The sequence below is a fragment of the Pelagimonas sp. KU-00592-HH genome (assembly GCF_040369695.1).
In the GTDB taxonomy this organism is placed as follows: domain Bacteria; phylum Pseudomonadota; class Alphaproteobacteria; order Rhodobacterales; family Rhodobacteraceae; genus Shimia.
In genome coordinates this window covers 223,881-241,696 of record NZ_BAABWM010000001.1, presented here as the reverse complement: position 1 = coordinate 241,696, position 17,816 = coordinate 223,881, and the positions used below count along the sequence as shown (strand labels likewise).

Below are 17,816 nucleotides of genomic sequence, written 5' to 3'. Positions count from 1 at the left end.
GGGGTTCAAGTCCCTCCACCCGCACCATTGTCCGAAAAAGTCAATGAATAGCAGTACATTGCGTCTTGCTGGTTGGTGCGGCCCACCCTTTGGTGCGCCTTGATTTCCATGCATTTGCAAAAATGCCGGGGGATTTAAGCAAGTTCAGAACTCGCGCATGTCGCCCAGTCGTTGAAATAGATGTTTTCTTGACACCGGCAATGTGGTTGTCGAACTGGAGGTGGGGACGGTGACCGATCCCGGCACTCCAAGCGCTGTCGAATGTGCGATAGGTACTAAGAATTGAACCTCAAAGACCCAAGACTTTGGGGGCGGGGCCGAGGGAATCACGTATCGTTGTCGTGGCGTCCAGTTCCACGCTTGGACCGGGATTCTCGCCTTTGCGCAGGGCGACCAGTAATCGGGCCGCGCCCTTGCCCATGTTGCGGTGTGGGACATGGACCGTTGTCAGGGGCGGGGTCACGATTTCGGCGATTTCAATGTCGTCGAAGCCGGTGATGGAGACGTCTTCCGGCACCTTGATGCCCATCTTCCGGGCCTGAATCAGCGCGCCGGCGGCGAGCACGTCGTTGCCACACATAATCGCCGTGGGCCTGGGGGTCAGCTGCATGGCATCTTCGAAAGCCTGTGCGCCGTTGGCGATGGAGTAGGGGGTTTCGATGACGTGGAGGCTGTTTGGATCAACGTCGCGGGACAGCATCGCCTGTTTGACGCCTTCGCACCGCAGTCGCGCCCTGTCGTTGCCATTCAGGTCGGCGGTGACAAAGGCCATTGTGTGATGCCCCAGGTCCAAAACCTGTTCGGCCAGGTCTTGCATGGCTTTGCGGTTGTCAAACCCGATCGAAAGCTGCGCGTTCTCCTGATCGTAGACCCATGCGACCACGCTCGGGATCTGTTGTTTCTTGAGGAACTCGTAGACCTGTGGGGTTCTGTCAAAGCCGATGAGCAGCAGGGCATCGGCGCCGCGTGCAACAAGGCTGCGGATCTGTTCTTCTTCGAGTTCGGGATTGTAGGAAGAGCTTGCGACGAGCAGGGTTATGCCATGGCGCTGAAGTTCTTCCTGGAAGGCCTGAAGACCGCGCGCGAAAATGGCGTTTTCCATCGTTGGGATGATGGCGCCAAATGTTCTTGTGCGTTTGGCAGCCAGGGCCTGAGCGCCAAAATTGGGTGTGTAACCAAGGGCTTTGACCGCATCGAGAACCTTTTTACGTGTCTTTTCCGAGACGACCGACGGGTTGTTCAGGCATCGAGACACGGTTGCTGTTGAAACGCCCGCACTGCGAGCGACATCTTCCAGCGTCGGGGAGATCGCCGTCTGTTGGTCTTCAGAAACTGGAAACGGTGCCTTCTTCATCTACCTTTGCACATATGCAGCCTTGCAATACCCTTTGCGCCCTTCGTCTGGCGGGGTCAACCGGTGTATTGTTCAGGCTAAAATGTAAGCGCTTGCATTGCAATATGTAAGCGCTTACAGTGACCTCGAATCGAAGGGAGAGGGGAGTGAAATGCTTAAATTCGCATCCGGTGCGTTGTTTCTTGCATTCTTGATCAACGTGGTGGCTGGCGCTTTTGGGTACGGCCAATTCCTTGGGGACGTTGGAGAGATGCTGCTGCTGTTTGCGGCATCTCTTTCGTTCGTTGTCATCACCCTGAACAAAGAGGCGAAAGACAAGACAGATAATCAATAAATCAAGAACTTACATGACCCATAGGGAGGAAAAAATGGATCGTGAAAAGCAAGAACTGGCTTCGGCGTCACGTCGAAACTTCTTGAAGCTGGCAGGAAGCGGCAGCTTTACAGCGGCGCTCGTGGCCGGTGCGGCCGGGACGTTGTGGTCGACCGAAGCGGCGGCGCAGACTGCGAAGGAGGAACGTGAACGCGAGAGCGCAGCGGACTACACGATGACGCTTGCAACTGCCTATGTTCTGGGTGCGACACGCAGCTATCCCATCATGCAGCTGGATCTGAAAGAGAACATCCAGAATGCAACCAACGGCAAAGTCTATGTAAAATTGGCGCCCGGTGGTCAGCTGGGGGCGGGTGGTGCCCTGGTTCAGGCGGTGCAGGCCGGCACCATCCAGTGTGCGCAGCATTCGCTTTCGAACTTTGCGCCCTATGCGAGTGCCGCCGACCTGATCAACATGCCTTACTTCTGCGGGTCGAACCAACGCTTCACCAACCTCGTGACGTCGGATGCGTGGAAGGCGGAAGTGCATCCCAAGATCGAGGCGGCCGGGTTCAAGGCGCTTTTCTATATCAACATCGACCCGCGGGTTGTGGCCGTGCGCAAAGGCGGGAACGCGGTGATCACGCCGGGCGACATGTCGGGTATCAAGTTCCGCGTGCCCGGGTCGAAGATGCTGCAACAATACTACCGCATGGTCGGGGCCAACCCGACGCCGGTGGCCTGGGGCGAAACCCCGTCTGCGATCAAGCAGGGCGTGGCGGATGCATTGGACCCGTCGGTTGGCGCACTGTTCGTGTTCGGCTTCAAGGATATCCTGAGCCACGTGACCTTTACTCAGGCCGTGCCGGATAGCCAGATCTATTCCATGAACCTGGAATGGTTCAATTCGCTGCCGTCGGACGTTCAGGACGGTATCGAGTTCGCGGGCGAACTGACGTCGCACCAGAACCTGTCCAAGGTTCCCTCGGCGCGCACCTATGCCATGGCAGAACTGCGCAAGGCGGGTGTGGAGTTCCATAGCCTCAGCGACGATCAGCTGGCGGAATGGCAGGCAGCTGGCGGATACCAGCGTTCGGAATGGGACGAGTTCAAGGTCGAGCTGGCCGGCTCCATGGATACCTTTGCCAAGCTTGAAGAAGCGGCGGGGACCAAAGGCCGCTACTATGTCCATGACGCCTGATACGGCCTGACGCGTAACAGGGGCGGCGGACTGTTTTTGCGCCGCCCCGACCACCTGAAGACACCTTGGAAATCCGGCTGCCAGCTGCCCTTCACGCGCTGGTTCACGGGAGGATTGCATGCAACGGATACTGCAAGAACTGAACCGGAATGCAGAGCGGTGGTTGCTGCTTGTGTTCTACACGATGCTGGTGGCGACGATGTTCATCGAAGTCCTCCGGCGCGAGCTGTTGTCCTACTCTTCGATCTGGGGCGAAGAGATTGTCCGGTACTCTTTCATCTATCTTGCCTGGATCGGTGCGGCGGCGGCGGTGCGTGAGCGCGGCCACATCCGGATCGACGTCATCATGCACTACGTCAGCCCGCGTCTTAAGGCGCTCCTTTACCTCTTTGGCGATCTTGTGATGGTCGCTGTGTCGGTGGTTGCGCTCTACTATTCGTTTGAAACAGTTCACGTTTCTGCAAAATTCGGTTCGGTGACGGACGGGCTTCGCATCAGCCGGGTCTGGTTCTTGATGGCGGTTCCGGTCGGTTTTGCCCTCGTTCTGCTTCGCCTCTTCCAATCCATTCTCCGCGATGTCGCGGACCTTCGTGCGGGTCGGCCCGTCTACGAAGGCGACAAACTTTTCGATTGAGGAGATAGGTCATGCTTTGGAACCAACTTGAGCAAACCGTTGTCCTTGGTTGGGACTTTTACGGCCCGGTCCTTCTATTTGTCGTGCTGGTTGCGTTGGCCGTGCCTGTGTGGGCCGCGATCGGCTCTGCCGCGATACTGATGCTGGTCTGGTCCGGGGCTCTGCCGCTCAGCCTTGTTGGCGAAAAACTGTTCTCGGGTATCGATTTCTTCGCTTTGACCGCGGTCCCGTTGTTCATCCTGACGGGTGACGTTCTTGTGCGCACCGGGTTGAGTAGGAAATTCCTTGATGTCGCCGAGGCGCTGACGCAATTCGCCAAAGGCGGGTTTGGTTCGGCCACTGTGTTGGTGTGCGGGATGTTCGCGGCGATTTCGGGCTCGGATGCCGCGGGGGCGGCTGCTGTTGGCCGCATGACCATCGACCGGTTGGTCGAGTCCGGCTATCCGCGGCCTTATGCCTGTGCCCTTGTGGCGGCCGGGGCCTGTACCGGTATCCTGATCCCGCCGTCGATTGCCTATATCATCATTGGTCTCGTGCTGGGCATTTCAGCCTCGACCTTGTTCCTTGCGGCCCTGATCCCCGGCATCGCGATCCTGCTGTCCATTCTTGCCACCAACATCATCATGAACCGGCTCAAGGGCTGGGAAGGTGGCGGCAACATCAGCATGTCCGAGTATTTCTCGCGTCTTGGTAAGGCCCTGAAATCTGGTTGGTATGCCTTTCTTGTGCCTGGTATCATCTTCTACGGCATCTTTTCGGGGCGCCTGACGCCGACCGAAGCGGGGGCCACTGCCGTTGTGGTGACAATCATCATGGGCTTTGTCCTGCGGACCCTGAGCCTCAGCGACTTTCCGGCGATGCTGGTCAGTTCGGCCAAGGTGAACGGGGTTATCCTGCCGATCATCGCCTTTTCGGCGCCCCTGGCGGAAGCGCTGGCCATCATTGGGGTTCCCCAGGGCTTCGTGGCCGCTGCGACTTCGGTAAGTGATGAGCCGCTGGTGTTGATCCTGATGATGGTTGGCATCCTGATCGCGGCGGGCTGCGTGATGGAAACCACGCCGAACATCGTGATCCTTGCTCCGATCCTCAAGCCCCTGGCTGACGACATCGGCATGAACGAGATTCAGTTCTGCATCATGATGATCACGGCCCTTGGCGTGGGCTTCATCACACCGCCGTTGGGTCTGAACCTGTTCGTTGTCGCGGGGATTACCGGTGAGTCGATCCTGAAGATCGCCTACCGCGCCATCCCGTTCGTCCTGTTCATGCTGATTGTCACGCTGTTCATCGCCTACGTGCCAACGATCTCAACCGTTCTTCTGCCAGATATTTACAAATAGGAAGCAATCAATGCCGAGAGAATATCTCAAAAAAGCCACGCTGACCTCGAAGAGCGATGCCTCGGAAACCAAGAAGATTGTGCGCGAAATTCTTGATGAGATCGAGGCGGGCGGTGACGCGGCGGCCATGGAGTATGCCCGCAAGTTTGACAACTATGACGGTGAAATCCTGTTGTCGCCCGAGGCCGTTGAGGCGGCTTCGGCGCTGGTGCCCGAGAAGCTTAAGCAGGACATCCAGTTCAGCCATGCCAACGTCAAGAAATTTGCCGAGGCGCAGCTGAACACGGTGAAGGACTTTGAAACCGAGGTCGTGCCGGGCTTTATCGCGGGGCAGAAGGCGATCCCGGTGGATGCGGCTGGCTGCTATGTTCCGGGCGGGCGGTATAGCCACATCGCCAGTGCGATCATGACCGTCACGACCGCAAAAGTCGCCGGGTGCAAGCATATCGTGGCCTGTTCTCCGCCGCGTCCGGGCGTGGGGATTGCCCCTGCGATCATCTATGCAGCGCATGTGTGCGGTGCGGACAAGATCATGGCCATGGGTGGTGTTCAGGGCGTTGCGGCAATGACCTTTGGTCTGTTCGGGCTCCCCAAGGCAAATATTCTGGTTGGTCCGGGCAACCAGTTCGTTGCCGAAGCCAAACGGATGCTGTTTGGGCGTGTCGGTATCGACATGATCGCCGGGCCGACCGACAGTCTGATCCTTGCCGACAAGACAGCCGATCCGATGGTGGTTGCCGCCGATCTCGTTGGTCAGGCTGAGCATGGCTACAACTCGCCGGTATGGCTGGTCACGGATGATCGGGCCTTGGCCGAAGAGGTCATGCGCCTAGTGCCGACGCTGATCGACGATCTTCCCGAGGTGAACCGCGACAATGCCACCGCGGCCTGGCGCGATTATGCCGAGGTCATTCTATGCCCGGACCGCGAGGAAATGGCGGCGACGTCAGATGCCTATGCGCCCGAACACCTGACCGTTCAGGCAGAGGATCTGGATTGGTGGCTGGATCGTCTGAGCTGCTATGGATCGCTGTTCCTTGGAGAGGAAACCACGGTTGCCTTTGGCGACAAGGCAGCAGGTACAAACCACGTTCTGCCGACCTCCGGGGCGGCCAGCTATACCGGGGGGCTGAGTGTGCACAAGTACATGAAGATCGTGACCTGGCAGCGGGCGACGCGCGAAGGTTCCAAGCCTGTTGCCGAGGCGACGGCACGGATTGCCCGGCTTGAGGGAATGGAAGGTCATGCGCGCACGGCCGATATTCGCCTGAAGAAGTACTTTCCGGATGAAGACTTCACCCTGACGGCGGAAGGCTGAACCGTTGCCCGCGTCCAACCTGTTCAACATAGACGGTCGGGTGGCCGTCGTGACCGGTGCCAGTTCCGGCCTTGGGCAACGCGCCGCCACCATTCTGGCCAGGTCTGGGGCCAAGGTGGTTGGCGTCGCGCGGCGTGGCGATGCGTTGGAAGATTGGGCCAATGGGATCGGAGACAATGCCGCCGTGGTCGCGGGGGATGTCGCCAACCTTGATAGGGTCGACGATCTCGCGCGGCAGCTTGCCGCTCCTTTCGGCGCGCCCGATATTCTTGTTCATGCGGCCGGGCTCAATCCTCGCCTTCCGGCAGAAGACCTGTCGCCAGATGTCTGGAATGCCACCCTTGCCGTCAATCTGTCGGCGCCCTTTTTCCTGAGCCAGGCCTTCGTTCCGGCGATGACAGAGAGTGGGTGGGGGCGGATCGTCAACTTTGCGTCCCTGCAATCGTTTCGCGCCTTTCCAAATGGTCTTCCCTATGGCGCGTCGAAAGGGGGCGTGGCCCAGATGACGCGGGCCATGGCCGAAGCGTGGTCGTCTTTCGGCATCACGGTGAATGCCATTGCGCCCGGCTTTTTCGAGACCGAGTTAACCGCATCGGTTTTTGCCGATCCGGAGAGGGCCGCGCGAAACGCGGCGCAGACATGTATCGGGCGCAATGGCGAGGCCGGGGATCTGGATGGGCCTTTGCTGTTCCTGTGCTCGGATGCCTCGCGATACGTGACCGGTCAGATCCTGATGCTGGATGGGGGGTTCACCGCGAAATGAAGGCTCTTGTCTATACGAATGTGCAATCGCTGTCGTACGAAGACACGCAGGATCCCACGCCGCAGTTCGGAGAGGCCCTTGTCCGCGTGGACAGCGTTGGGATTTGCGGCTCGGACATGCATGCCTTTCTCGGGCACGACAACCGTCGGCCGGCTCCGTTGATCCTTGGACATGAGGCTGCCGGGACAATTGTCGGTGGGCCGCGTGATGGCGACCGCGTGACGATCAATCCGCTGGTCACCTGTGGAACCTGTGATGCCTGTATGTCCGGGCGGGAAAACCTGTGTGCCTCGCGGCAGATCATTTCGATGCCCCCACGTGAGGGGGCGTTTGCAGACCTTGTGCGCATACCCGAAGTCAACCTCGTGACGGTGCCGGATGATGTTTCTCTGGAAAAGGCGGCACTTGCCGAACCTATTGCGGTTGGTTGGCACGCGGCGCGGCTTGGGGTGGAGGCGCTTCATGGCGCGGAACCTCGTCGCGGGCTTGTCATTGGGGGAGGGGCCATAGGAGTGGCCTCTGCCTTGTCGTTGTCCGCGATGGGCTTTGAAGACGTGGTCATCATCGAGAGAAACGAGAGTCGGCGCGACTACCTGGCGCGGACTTGCGGATTGCAGGTTGCCACGGAGATAGAGGGTGAGTTCCCGCTTGTTGTTGATGCCGTCGGTTTTGCCGCGACACGGGCGGTGGCCTCGGCTGCGGTCAAGCCCGGCGGGGTGCTCCTGCATATCGGTCTGGGCGAGGATACCGGTGGGCTGGATGTGCGTCGCATGACGCTTCAGGAAATTACCTTTATCGGCACCTACACCTACAGCGCACAAGACTTTCGCGACACCGCCCAAGCCATGTTCGATGGGCGCTTGGGGCCGCTTGACTGGGTGGAGAGCCGCCCCCTGTCAGATGGCGCACATGCCTTTCAGGACATTCTGAACGGCCGGGTCGCTGCACCGAAAATCATTCTAAAACCTGATGCCTGAGGAGACTACAAATGGCTGAAATTCCACACCTTCTCGTCCACGAACATGCCGATAACGTTGGCGTGGTCGTGGTCGAGGGCCTGACGGCCGGCACCGACATGCTGGTTTGCGTGACGCATGACAATTCGACGTTCCGCCTGACGTCAGGTGCCGATGTCCCGATTGGCCACAAGATTGCCCTGAAGGACTTCAAGGATGGCGACACCGCGATCAAGTACGGCGAGGACATCGGCAAGATCATCGCCGACATCCCCAAGGGCGCCCACGTTCATACCCATAACTGCAAAACGAAGCGCTGGTAAGGAGCTCATTTCATGGCACTCGATTTCAAAAACATGTCCGTGCATGCCTACCGTCGTGAAAATGGCCGCGTTGGCGTTCGTAACCACGTGATCATCTTGCCGGTGGACGACATTTCCAACGCCGCCTGCGAGGCCGTGGCAAACAATGTCAAAGGCACGCTTGCCCTTCCGCATGCCTATGGTCGCCTGCAGTTCGGTGCCGATCTGGAGTTGCATTTCCGGACCATGATCGGCACGGGCGCGAACCCCAATGTGGCGGCCGTGGTGGTGATCGGTATTGAGCCCGGATGGACCAAGCGTATCGCCGACGGCATTCGCGAAACCGGCAAACCGGTCGCCGAGTTCTCGATCGAGCAGAAGGGGGATTTTGAAACCATCCGCCAGGCCAGCTGGGCAGCGAAGGAGTTCGTGCATCTGACGTCGGAATATCAGCGGGAGGAATGTGGGCTGAACGAGTTGTGGATATCGACGAAATGCGGTGAGTCCGACACGACCACCGGTCTTGGGTCCTGTCCGACCGTTGGCAACATGTACGACAAGCTTTTGCCCGAAGGCATCACGGGGTTCTTTGGCGAGACGTCGGAAATCACCGGGGCGGAGCATATTTGTCAGAAGCGTGCGATCAACGAGGAGGTTGGTGAGCGCTGGTACAAGATGTGGAAAGCCTATCAGGATGACGTGATTTTTGCGCATCAGACCGACGACTTGTCGGACTCGCAACCGACGAAAGGCAATATCGAAGGCGGCCTGACCACGATCGAGGAGAAGGCCCTTGGCAATCTCGAAAAAATCGGCCGGACGTCACGCTACATCGACATTCTGGACGCGGCCGAGGCTCCGGGATCGGGGGCGGGGCTTTACTTCATGGACAGTTCATCGGCTGCTGCCGAGTGTGTGACCCTGATGGCGGCTGGTGGGGCCGTGATCCACACCTTCCCGACCGGGCAGGGCAACGTGGTGGGCAACCCGATTGTCCCCGTGATCAAGATCACGGCGAACCCGCGGACCGTGCGCACCATGGGGGAGCACGTGGATGTCGATGTGTCCGGCATCCTGCGTCGTGAGCAGACCATCGACGAGGCCGGTGATGCGCTGATCGAGATGATCCGCCGCACGGCCAATGGTCGGAACACCGCCGCAGAAGCGCTTGGCCACCGTGAATTCTCGATGACCAAACTGTATCGCAGTGCTTGATCCAATCGGGGCGGCGCAATGGTGCCGCCCCGTTATCAAAAACGGCAATAGGGGACAATTTGAGTGCAGTTGCAGACTTGCCGGAGCAAACGGAGCTCTCGGGACGGGGCCAACAGCTGTCACCAAAAACAAGTGAGGACGTGACCATGCACAAACACATTCTGATCCCGGTAGCGCTTGACCATGAAGGCGTTGTTGTCAACAAGATCGCGGCCGCGCGTCGGCTTTTGGACGAAGGTGGCAAGATCACGCTTCTCACGGTGCTGGAGGATATTCCCGGGTTTGTTGCCGAGCTCGTTCCGTCGAAGCCCGAGAACCATCTTACGGCGCGTATCAAAGCGCATCTGGACAAAATTGCAGGCGGGGCAGAGGACATTGGTACCGAGGTCGTGACCGGTAAACCGGGGCTGAAAGTCTCGGAATATGCCCGCCAGCACGAGGTTGATATGATTATTGTCGGCTCGCATAAACCGGGTGTTCAGGATTACTTCCTTGGCTCGACGGCTTCACGGATCTCCCGTCGCGCCCCGTGTTCGGTGATGATCATTCGTTGACGGACAGGATGGTTCAGAAACCAAAGAGGCAGGGCGGCGATCAGGCGGATCAGCACAAGGCGACGCGGCTATTGATCGGTCAGGGCGACGGTGCCAGCCTGACCGACCAGCCGTATGACCGCCGCCGCTTGTCCTATGCATCCACGTTCCGAAACCCGGTTCAGCGGTGGATGATCCAGGCCATCGAACTGGCGACAAGCAAGTACCATTTGTTGCGGCGCATACGTCAGTTCGAGGCCATGGGGGTTCCTGTCGGGCAGCCATTCTGGGCGCAGGCGCTGGGGGTGATGGGGATCGATCTACAGACGCCGATGGAGGAAATTCGCCGGATTCCCGCCAAGGGGCCCGTGGTCATCGTCGCCAACCACCCGCATGGGTTGGTGGATGGGATGATACTGGCCGAACTGATTGGAAAGGTTCGCACCGACTATAAGATTCTCACGCGTTCTCTTCTGACGGGGGTAGCGGAAATCGACCAGTTCATGATCCCGGTCCCCTTCGATCATGAACCGGATGCGCTGAAGCTGAGCCTTGAAATGCGGCGCAGGGCGATGGAACACCTGTCGCGGGATGGTGTGATTGCTCTGTTTCCGTCTGGCGTTGTCGCCTCGTCGGATAGCTGGTGGGGAGAGGCCGTAGAACGCGCATGGAACCCCTTTACGGCCAAGATTATCCAACGCTCCGGTGCCACCGTTGTGCCGATCCGCTTTCCGGGACGCAACAGCCGCGCCTACCAGATCGCGAGCAACGTTTCGGCCATACTGCGCCAGGGATTGCTTCTGTATGAAGTGCGCCATGCGCTGGACAAACCCCAGCGTCCCTTCGTGGGAGAGCCGATTGCGAAAGATGAACTGGCGAAATGGGCGGGCAATCCAAGAGGGTTGCTCGATTTCCTCAGGCAGCGCACGATTTCCTTGGGCACATGTGTTTGATTGCGACCGGGCTGCGTTGCGCAGCAGCGGGTCCAGCGGTTTCTGAAACAATCACGGCGATTGCCTGACCGCCGACGTCGAGGATGCGCTTCAGAGAGGTTTTCATTCCAAAGGCGGCGATCAGGGCAAGAAGCGCCCGGCGATTCATTGAGGACATTGTATCGACGAGGAAGGCGGGGATCAGGTGACGCGAGTTGAGCGTGGCGAAGATCATAAAACCGAGAGCAAGGTCGTCATTCCTCATGCGACAGGTGTTGGTTACGCGGTGCTCTCTCGCGCAAACAATCGGGTTTCTGGAGCTTCTCTGGACCGCTGCTGAAAAGCTGTCGGAACTCGACAGTAATCAGTAAGGCCAACAATCAAATAGCGCAGAGGTCTTTGGGCATGCATTCCCTTGTTCAGAAGACCTGTGAATTGTTGCTTTACGGGTAATCTGCCGCTTTGCGCTAGGCATAGATTGAAACGTGTTCCGCGACGCGTATCCTTGTGCGTTCCAGCCGAATTCTCGTTGGCGGTGAATCATCGAATTCATACCTGGCGGCCGTCGGCGGAAACCCGGGTTTGGCAATGGATTCACCTTGGAGCGGGTCGTTCCATGAAAGAAATTCAATCGTTTCTGTGCATCGATGCACCCGGGTTGTTCGGGGATCACGCAAGTCCCCTGCTTTGGCGGTGGTAAGCTATTCGGATGATGTTTGCTCGGTATGCCGGAGGCGCATGGCTGTCTAAGGTTTTTACATGTGTTTAATTGGACGAAATTTGAATTAATGTAAATTGTCACCGGCTTAATAATTGAAAAATATGTATAAAAAATTTCAAGGGGCGATGCTGAACAATTTTGTGACGACCTATTGTGACAATGTTAACTGTGGTACTTGTGAGTTTACTTGTCGTTGAACCTACGAATTTCCGTGCCTATGTCGGCCTCGGCCCCACCGGGTCATCACGCAAACAGGAACGACAGTGACCATGAGCAAACAGATTTTTTCGGCGGTTTCAGTGATCGCAATGGGCGCAGCCCTCGCAGGCACGGCCTCGGCTGCAGAGTATGAGAACGCCTCGGGCGGCAAGGTAACATTTTACGGCCATATCAATCCGGCCATTGTGTCGGTCGACGACGGCGTGAACAGCGAAACCAACCTTGGTGATAGTGCGAAGTCGAACAGCCGTCTGGGCTTCCGTATCGTACAGCCGATGGATGCAGGCACGCTGAAGTTCAACTTCGAGACCGGTCTTGGTCTGGGGTCGACTAGCGCCTTTGGCCAAGGCACCAGCCCCGACAACATCGATTGGGACCGCACCGACATTCGCAAGATTGACGTGTCGTTCGTATCGAACTCGTTTGGTACCATCTCGTTGGGTCAGGGCAGCATGGCAACCGATGGCGTGGCGTTCATGGATGGCACCGGCACGGGGCTGGTTTCGGATGCGGCGATCGGCGACTTCGCAGGTGGTTTCCAATTCACCACCACTGGTGGCGCGCTGTCGGGCATCGAGATCGGCGACGCGTTCGGCACTTTTGACGGCGGCCGTAAAGGTCGTGTCCGTTATGACAGCCCCTCGTTCAACGGTTTCACCGTTTCGGCGGCCTACGGTACCGAGATCCTGAAAGCTGGCAACGACGATGACTTCTATGACATCGCGCTGCGCCACAAAGGCGAATTCGGTGACTTCGAAGTCAATAGCGCTCTGGGCATGTCCTGGACCAAGTCGGGCGGCACCACCACAGACGCGGTGCTGGCCTCGGTTGGCGTTTCGCACGCATCCGGCCTGAGCGCGGCCCTGGCCACCGGTGATCAGGATGGCGGCGCAAACTATGTCTATGCAAAGCTCGGTTACGGAGCGGACCTGATTTCGGCCGGCAAGACCTACTTCAGCATCGACCTCTTCGAAGGCGACGACTTTAACACTGCGGGTTCGGAAAGCTCGTCCTGGGGTGTTGGCGTTGTTCAGAAGCTGAACAAGTACAATGCCGAAGTTTATGCAGGTTACCGCGATTACTCGTATGACGACGCAGCGAATACCTACAACGATGCGTCTTCCATCGTCTTCGGCACCCGTCTGAAGTTCTAACCACTCTCCCTTGGTTTTCCATGACTGGCGCCAGATCCTGACGGGTTTGGCGCCTTTTTTCTTGGGGGATTGGGGTTGTTGAAGGGGAGTCGGAAAATATCCGCCGCGTCCCTTTGCAAAAGGCGGTGAAACCCCTTGCGCCCGCCCGCGCGGACCAATAGAAGGGCAAAAATTTTTGCCCGCGCGCGGACCTCGCGCGCCGTAACCTATGGGGAACTGACATGCAGGTCACCGAGACTCTGAACGAAGGTCTGAAGCGCGGTTATTCGATCACCGTCACCGCTGCCGAGCTGGACGAGAAAGTGAACGAAAAGCTGGTTGAAGCGCAGCCGGAAATCGAAATGAAAGGTTTCCGCAAAGGCAAGGTGCCGATGCCGCTTCTGAAAAAGCAGTTCGGTCAGCGTCTGCTGGGCGAAGCGATGCAGGAAGCTGTTGACGGTGCGATGAACAAGCACTTTGAAGACAGCGGCGACAAGCCGGCCATGCAGCCGAAAGTCGAAATGAAAAACGGCGAAGAGTGGAAAGAAGGCGACGACGTAGAAGTCGAAATGTCTTACGAAGCTCTGCCGGAGATCCCGGAAGTTGACCTGAAAGCGATCAGCCTCGAGAAGATGGTTGTAAAGGCAGACGACGCGGCTGTTGAAGAAGCGCTTGGCAACCTTGCCGAAACCGCGCAGGACTTCAAAGACCGCAAGAAAGGCACCAAAGCCAAGGACGGCGACCAGGTTGTCATGGACTTTGTTGGCAAGATCGACGGCGAAGCCTTTGAAGGCGGTTCGGGCGACGATTTCCCGCTGGTACTGGGTTCGAACCAGTTCATCCCCGGCTTCGAAGAGCAGCTGGTTGGTGTGAAGGCCGGTGAAGAAAAAGACGTCACCGTGTCGTTCCCGGAAGAATACCAGGCCGAGCACCTGGCCGGTAAAGAAGCTGTTTTCACCTGCAACGTGAAAGAAGTGAAAGAGCCGGTTGCCGCGGAAATCAACGACGAGCTGGCACAGAAGTTCGGCGCGGAAGACCTGGACGGCCTGAAAGGCCAGATCAGTGAGCGTCTGGAAGCAGAATACGCCGGTGCAGCACGCGCCGTCATGAAGCGCGCCCTGCTGGACAAGCTGGACGATGCGGTTTCCTTCGACCTGCCGCCGTCGCTTGTTGAAGCGGAAGCCGGCCAGATCGCGCACCAGCTGTGGCACGAGGAAAACCCGGAAGTCACCGACCACAACCACGACACCATCGAGCCCACCGAAGAGCACACCAAGCTGGCCGAGCGCCGCGTGCGCCTGGGCCTGCTGCTGGCCGAGCTGGGCCAGAAGGCAGAGGTTGAAGTGACCGAAGCGGAAATGACCCAGGCGATCATGAACCAGGCACGTCAGTACCCGGGTCAAGAGCGTCAGTTCTTCGAGTTCATCCAGCAGAACGCACAGATGCAGCAGCAACTGCGCGCGCCGATCTTCGAAGACAAGGTTGTCGACTATGCGTTCGAACTGGCCGAGGTTGCCGAGAAAGAAGTGTCGAAAGACGATCTTCAGGCGGCTGTTGAAGCCCTCGACGACGAATAAGACCTTGCGTCACGTTATCGGAAAGGCCGCCTTCGGGCGGCCTTTTTTGTTGGCCTGCTGTCAGGGGAAGGGCAGGATGGCGGCAAGGCCAAGGGAGGATGACAATGGCACATACCGCGTTCGGGAAAGAGGATTTCCAGGCGTTCAAGGACAATGACCGGGACGGGCCGATACACATGCTGAACCTCGTCAGGTTGCGCGAGACAGCCGAATACGAGGACGGGCGCGAGGCGACGGGCGCCGAGGCCTATGCCGCCTATGGCCGCGAGAGTGCGCCGGTGTTCCAGCGGCTGGGTGGGCGGATCATCTGGCGGGGACAGATGGAGCAGATGCTGATCGGGCCGGGCGAGGAACAGTGGGACCTGTGCTTTATTGCCGAGTATCCATCGGTGCAGGCCTTTGTCGATATGCTGGGCGATCCCGACTATCGCAAGGCGATGGCGCACCGGCAGGCGGGGGTGAGTGATAGCCGTCTGGTGCGCATGGCGCCGATGGGTGTGGGGGCGAATTTCGGCGAGTAATGTTGCCGGTGTTCCGCAAAAGGAAAGGGCCGCACGACGGATCGTGCGGCCCTTCCTGATTTCCGAGAAGGCGAAAAGCTTAGGCTTTTGCTTCTTCTTCGTCCGAAACCGGAGCATCTTCGATGATGTCGTCTTCGTCCGATGCAGCAGCGCCGATATCGTCGAACAGTTCGGCGATTTCGAATTCTGCTTCTGCTTCGGCTTCAGCGGCCAGTTCCTGAATCGACTTGCCCGAGGCTTGCAGTTCGGCTTCTTCTTCCGAACGTGCAACGTTCAGCTGAATGGTCACGTCAACTTCGGGGTGCAGCAGCACGTGTACGTCGTGCAGGCCCAGTTCCTTGATCGGCTTGGCCAGAACGATCTGCTTCTTGTCGACGGTGAAGCCAGCTTCGGTTGCTGCGTCAGCCGCGTCACGCGGGCTAACCGAACCGTAGAGGGCGCCGGCGTCCGATGCCGAACGAATCACGATGAACTGTTGACCAGCGAGTTTCTCACCGAGAGCTTCGGCTTCTTTCTTGGTCTCGAGGTTACGTGCTTCGAGCTGGGCTTTCTGGGCTTCGAAGGCCGCCACGTTGGCGTCGGAAGCGGTCAGAGCTTTGCCCTGCGGCAGCAGGAAGTTACGGGCATAGCCGGGCTTAACGTCAACGACGTCGCCCATTTGGCCGAGTTTGGCCACACGTTCGAGAAGGATAACTTGCATCTGTCAGGTCTCCTTACTTCACGGCGTAGGGCAGCAGGGCGAGGAAGCGGGCGCGCTTGATAGCACGGGCCAGTTCACGCTGCTTCTTGGCCGAAACGGCGGTGATGCGCGAAGGAACGATCTTGCCACGCTCAGAGATGTAGCGTTGCAGGAGCTTGGTGTCCTTGTAGTCGATTTTCGGTGCGTTGTCGCCCGAGAAGGGGCAGACTTTGCGACGACGGAAAAACGGTTTTGCAGCCATGACTTAGTGTCCTTTCTTCAACCGTGTGATCAGCGGCGCTCGCGACGGTTGTCGCGTTCGTCACGTTTCTGCATCTGGACCGAGGGGCCCTCGGCGTGCTCGTCGACCTTGATGGTCAGGACGCGCATCACGTCGTCATGCAGGCGCATCAGGCGTTCCATTTCCTGAACGGCCGACGAAGGTGCGTCGGTTTTCAGGAAGGCGTAGTGGCCCTTGCGGTTCTTGTTGATCTTGTAGGCCATCGTCTTGACGCCCCAGTATTCGCTTTCAACGACTTTACCGCCGTTGTCCGCGAGGACGGTGCCAAAATGTTCGACGAGGCTTTCGGCTTGCGCGTTGGACAGGTCCTGGCGCGAGATGAATACATGCTCGTAAAGGGGCATGCGAACTCCATTTCATTTTCAGGCGCATTTCAAAGAGCGGGGCAATGATCCTTTCGCACCCCACCCACGAGAGACTGCGCGGTTCTAGCTTTCGCGAAAGGATGGCGCTGTATAGCGGAACTGGGCGATCATGCAACCCTTGTTTTGCCGGAAATACAGGCGTTTCGGCGGGGTGAGGGCAAGGCGGGTGAAACCGTTGATATTCCCAAGATGCGCCTCATTCCAGCCGCATTTTGCCACGAGGGTTAACGAAAGAATAAACGACAGCCGAGGAGACCCTCATGACCGTTGCATCCAACGCCTTCGCACTTGCCGCCGACCGTGCCAACCGCGGGTTTGAACGCGGCCATACCGTGCCGGTGCGTGCGGCTTCGGTCTTTTTCGGATTTGCCTTTATCTGGGCGGGTGCCGGTCTCTGGCTGGTGCCGGGGCTGGACCTGGAACCGGGTGTGTTGATGGTCAAGGCCTTCCTGTCGATCATGATGGTTGCAGCCGGGATCGGCATGACGCAGATCGCGACGGCCCGCAAGCTGGCCGAGATGCACTTTGACTCACGTACACGTCAGGTTCACCTGATTGAAATGCGTGGACGTGGCCGCCGCGAAAGCCTGCGTTCGGTTGGTTATGACGCGATTTCCTCGGCGCGGGTGACGGATCAGTCATTGGTGTTGCTGGACCAGCGCGGCAAAGCCATCGCGGAAATGGCGCTGGAAGGTCCGGACATGCGTGACGAAGCCATTGCACACTTGCGCAGCCAGTCGATCACGCTTTCGTGAGTGTTCATTGATACACACTGGTTGTTGAAACCTAGTGAATTGTTCCGTTCGGGCGCTACGTCGATATTTACACCACGATATTGACGCCAACGGAGTGTATCACCCATGAAATCCCTTCTTCTTGCCGCAGGTTTCGCTGCTGCCGCCGGCTTTGCTGTTGCTGAGCCGGTAAAATACGATCTGGACGCAAGCCACAGCCAGGTTGTCTTCTCCTACAACCACCTCGGGTATTCGACCACCTACGGCATGTTCTCGGGCTTTGCCGGTGAAATCATGTTCGATCAGGAAAACCCGGCGGCCTCGTCGGTGAATGTCTCGATGCCGCTGAGCTCGATGATCACCGGTTGGGATGCACGTTTCGGCCACTTCATGTCGCCGGACTTTTTCAACGCGGCGGGTGACGAGATGGTGACCTTTGCCTCGACCGGCATCGAAGTGACCGGTGAGAACACCGCGAAGATCACCGGCGACCTGACCCTGAACGGAATGACCAAGCCGGTGGTTCTGGATGCCAAGCTGAACCAGGCGAGCAAGCACCCGATGGCGGGCAAGGACTGGGCTGGTTTCGATGCCACCACAACTGTTGTGCGTTCGGAGTTCGGCCTTGGCAAGTTCGCACCCTTCGTAAGCGACGAAGTTCAGCTGATGATCTCGATCGAGGCCTCGAAAGCCGAATAAGGCAGA

The 17,816-nt window shown here is 58.4% G+C and carries 21 protein-coding genes; 16 read left to right on the top strand and 5 right to left on the bottom strand.

Annotation, left to right across the window (positions count from 1 at the left end; all coding sequences use genetic code 11):
- Nucleotides 1-289: 289 nt before the first annotated feature.
- Nucleotides 290-1,354: a LacI family DNA-binding transcriptional regulator gene (locus tag ABWV42_RS01230; RefSeq protein ID WP_353338541.1), complete on the bottom strand. Its 1,065-nt coding sequence runs from the start codon at nt 1,352-1,354 to the stop codon at nt 290-292.
- Nucleotides 1,355-1,505: 151 nt separating this feature from the next.
- On the opposite strand from ABWV42_RS01230, the gene ABWV42_RS01225 reads away from it, so the two are divergent.
- The 11 genes from ABWV42_RS01225 to ABWV42_RS01175 all read left to right on the top strand — a co-directional run bounded on the left by ABWV42_RS01225 (nt 1,506) and on the right by ABWV42_RS01175 (nt 10,882).
- On the top strand, nt 1,506-1,688 hold the full coding sequence (locus ABWV42_RS01225; protein WP_255108516.1) for a hypothetical protein: 183 nt from the start codon (nt 1,506-1,508) through the stop codon (nt 1,686-1,688).
- A 34-nt stretch (nt 1,689-1,722) separates the two neighbouring features.
- Nucleotides 1,723-2,868, top strand: coding sequence for a TRAP transporter substrate-binding protein (locus tag ABWV42_RS01220; RefSeq protein WP_353338540.1), 1,146 nt, complete (start codon nt 1,723-1,725; stop codon nt 2,866-2,868).
- A 118-nt stretch (nt 2,869-2,986) separates the two neighbouring features.
- The gene (locus tag ABWV42_RS01215) at nt 2,987-3,502 is read left to right on the top strand and encodes a TRAP transporter small permease (protein ID WP_255108512.1); all 516 of its coding nucleotides are present in this window, start codon (nt 2,987-2,989) and stop codon (nt 3,500-3,502) included.
- 11 nt (nt 3,503-3,513) lie between these two features.
- The gene (locus tag ABWV42_RS01210; RefSeq protein ID WP_353338539.1) at nt 3,514-4,842 is read left to right on the top strand and encodes a TRAP transporter large permease; all 1,329 of its coding nucleotides are present in this window, start codon (nt 3,514-3,516) and stop codon (nt 4,840-4,842) included.
- Nucleotides 4,843-4,852: 10 nt separating this feature from the next.
- Complete coding sequence (gene hisD / locus ABWV42_RS01205; RefSeq protein WP_353338538.1) at nt 4,853-6,160, top strand: histidinol dehydrogenase; 1,308 nt, start codon at nt 4,853-4,855, stop codon at nt 6,158-6,160.
- Between the two features lie 4 nt (nt 6,161-6,164).
- Nucleotides 6,165-6,923, top strand: a complete 759-nt coding sequence (locus ABWV42_RS01200) for an SDR family NAD(P)-dependent oxidoreductase (RefSeq protein ID WP_353338537.1) — start codon at nt 6,165-6,167, stop codon at nt 6,921-6,923.
- Nucleotides 6,920-7,900, top strand: a complete 981-nt coding sequence (locus ABWV42_RS01195) for a zinc-dependent alcohol dehydrogenase (protein ID WP_353338536.1) — start codon at nt 6,920-6,922, stop codon at nt 7,898-7,900. The genes ABWV42_RS01200 and ABWV42_RS01195 overlap by 4 nt, the downstream gene beginning before the upstream one ends.
- Before the next feature lie 11 nt (nt 7,901-7,911).
- The gene (locus ABWV42_RS01190; RefSeq protein ID WP_353338535.1) at nt 7,912-8,202 is read left to right on the top strand and encodes a UxaA family hydrolase; all 291 of its coding nucleotides are present in this window, start codon (nt 7,912-7,914) and stop codon (nt 8,200-8,202) included.
- Between the two features lie 12 nt (nt 8,203-8,214).
- Nucleotides 8,215-9,396, top strand: a complete 1,182-nt coding sequence (locus ABWV42_RS01185; protein ID WP_353338534.1) for a UxaA family hydrolase — start codon at nt 8,215-8,217, stop codon at nt 9,394-9,396.
- 146 nt (nt 9,397-9,542) lie between these two features.
- Nucleotides 9,543-9,950, top strand: a complete 408-nt coding sequence (locus ABWV42_RS01180) for a universal stress protein (RefSeq protein ID WP_255108500.1) — start codon at nt 9,543-9,545, stop codon at nt 9,948-9,950.
- An 8-nt stretch (nt 9,951-9,958) separates the two neighbouring features.
- The gene (locus ABWV42_RS01175; protein ID WP_353338533.1) at nt 9,959-10,882 is read left to right on the top strand and encodes a lysophospholipid acyltransferase family protein; all 924 of its coding nucleotides are present in this window, start codon (nt 9,959-9,961) and stop codon (nt 10,880-10,882) included.
- Here ABWV42_RS01175 and ABWV42_RS01170 read toward each other — a convergent pair.
- Entirely contained in the window at nt 10,845-11,126 is a 282-nt protein-coding gene (locus tag ABWV42_RS01170) for a hypothetical protein (RefSeq protein WP_353338532.1), read from the bottom strand. The genes ABWV42_RS01175 and ABWV42_RS01170 overlap by 38 nt on opposite strands.
- Before the next feature lie 725 nt (nt 11,127-11,851).
- Between ABWV42_RS01170 and ABWV42_RS01165 the strand changes: the two genes are divergently transcribed.
- From ABWV42_RS01165 to ABWV42_RS01155, 3 genes are all read left to right on the top strand, one after another.
- Nucleotides 11,852-12,955 carry a porin gene (locus ABWV42_RS01165; RefSeq protein ID WP_255108321.1) on the top strand — a complete coding sequence of 368 codons (1,104 nt, stop codon included), beginning with the start codon at nt 11,852-11,854 and terminating at the stop codon, nt 12,953-12,955.
- 221 nt (nt 12,956-13,176) lie between these two features.
- Nucleotides 13,177-14,511, top strand: coding sequence for a trigger factor (tig, locus tag ABWV42_RS01160; RefSeq protein WP_353338531.1), 1,335 nt, complete (start codon nt 13,177-13,179; stop codon nt 14,509-14,511).
- Between the two features lie 104 nt (nt 14,512-14,615).
- Nucleotides 14,616-15,032 carry a DUF1330 domain-containing protein gene (locus ABWV42_RS01155; protein ID WP_353338530.1) on the top strand — a complete coding sequence of 139 codons (417 nt, stop codon included), beginning with the start codon at nt 14,616-14,618 and terminating at the stop codon, nt 15,030-15,032.
- 79 nt (nt 15,033-15,111) lie between these two features.
- Here the strand turns inward: ABWV42_RS01155 and rplI are convergent, their stop codons facing one another.
- Genes rplI through rpsF form a run of 3 tightly spaced genes read right to left on the bottom strand, consistent with a single transcriptional unit; the run spans nt 15,112 to nt 16,356 of the window.
- The gene (gene rplI, locus ABWV42_RS01150; protein ID WP_255108318.1) at nt 15,112-15,732 is read right to left on the bottom strand and encodes a 50S ribosomal protein L9; all 621 of its coding nucleotides are present in this window, start codon (nt 15,730-15,732) and stop codon (nt 15,112-15,114) included.
- Nucleotides 15,733-15,745: 13 nt separating this feature from the next.
- On the bottom strand, nt 15,746-15,973 hold the full coding sequence (rpsR, locus tag ABWV42_RS01145; protein ID WP_008328567.1) for a 30S ribosomal protein S18: 228 nt from the start codon (nt 15,971-15,973) through the stop codon (nt 15,746-15,748).
- 29 nt (nt 15,974-16,002) lie between these two features.
- Complete coding sequence (gene rpsF, locus ABWV42_RS01140; protein WP_255108316.1) at nt 16,003-16,356, bottom strand: 30S ribosomal protein S6; 354 nt, start codon at nt 16,354-16,356, stop codon at nt 16,003-16,005.
- Nucleotides 16,357-16,637: 281 nt separating this feature from the next.
- On the opposite strand from rpsF, the gene ABWV42_RS01135 reads away from it, so the two are divergent.
- Nucleotides 16,638-17,132 carry a hypothetical protein gene (locus ABWV42_RS01135; RefSeq protein WP_353338529.1) on the top strand — a complete coding sequence of 165 codons (495 nt, stop codon included), beginning with the start codon at nt 16,638-16,640 and terminating at the stop codon, nt 17,130-17,132.
- A gap of 105 nt (nt 17,133-17,237) precedes the next feature.
- Nucleotides 17,238-17,810 carry a YceI family protein gene (locus ABWV42_RS01130; RefSeq protein WP_255108314.1) on the top strand — a complete coding sequence of 191 codons (573 nt, stop codon included), beginning with the start codon at nt 17,238-17,240 and terminating at the stop codon, nt 17,808-17,810.
- The last annotated feature ends 6 nt before the right edge of the window (nt 17,811-17,816 follow it).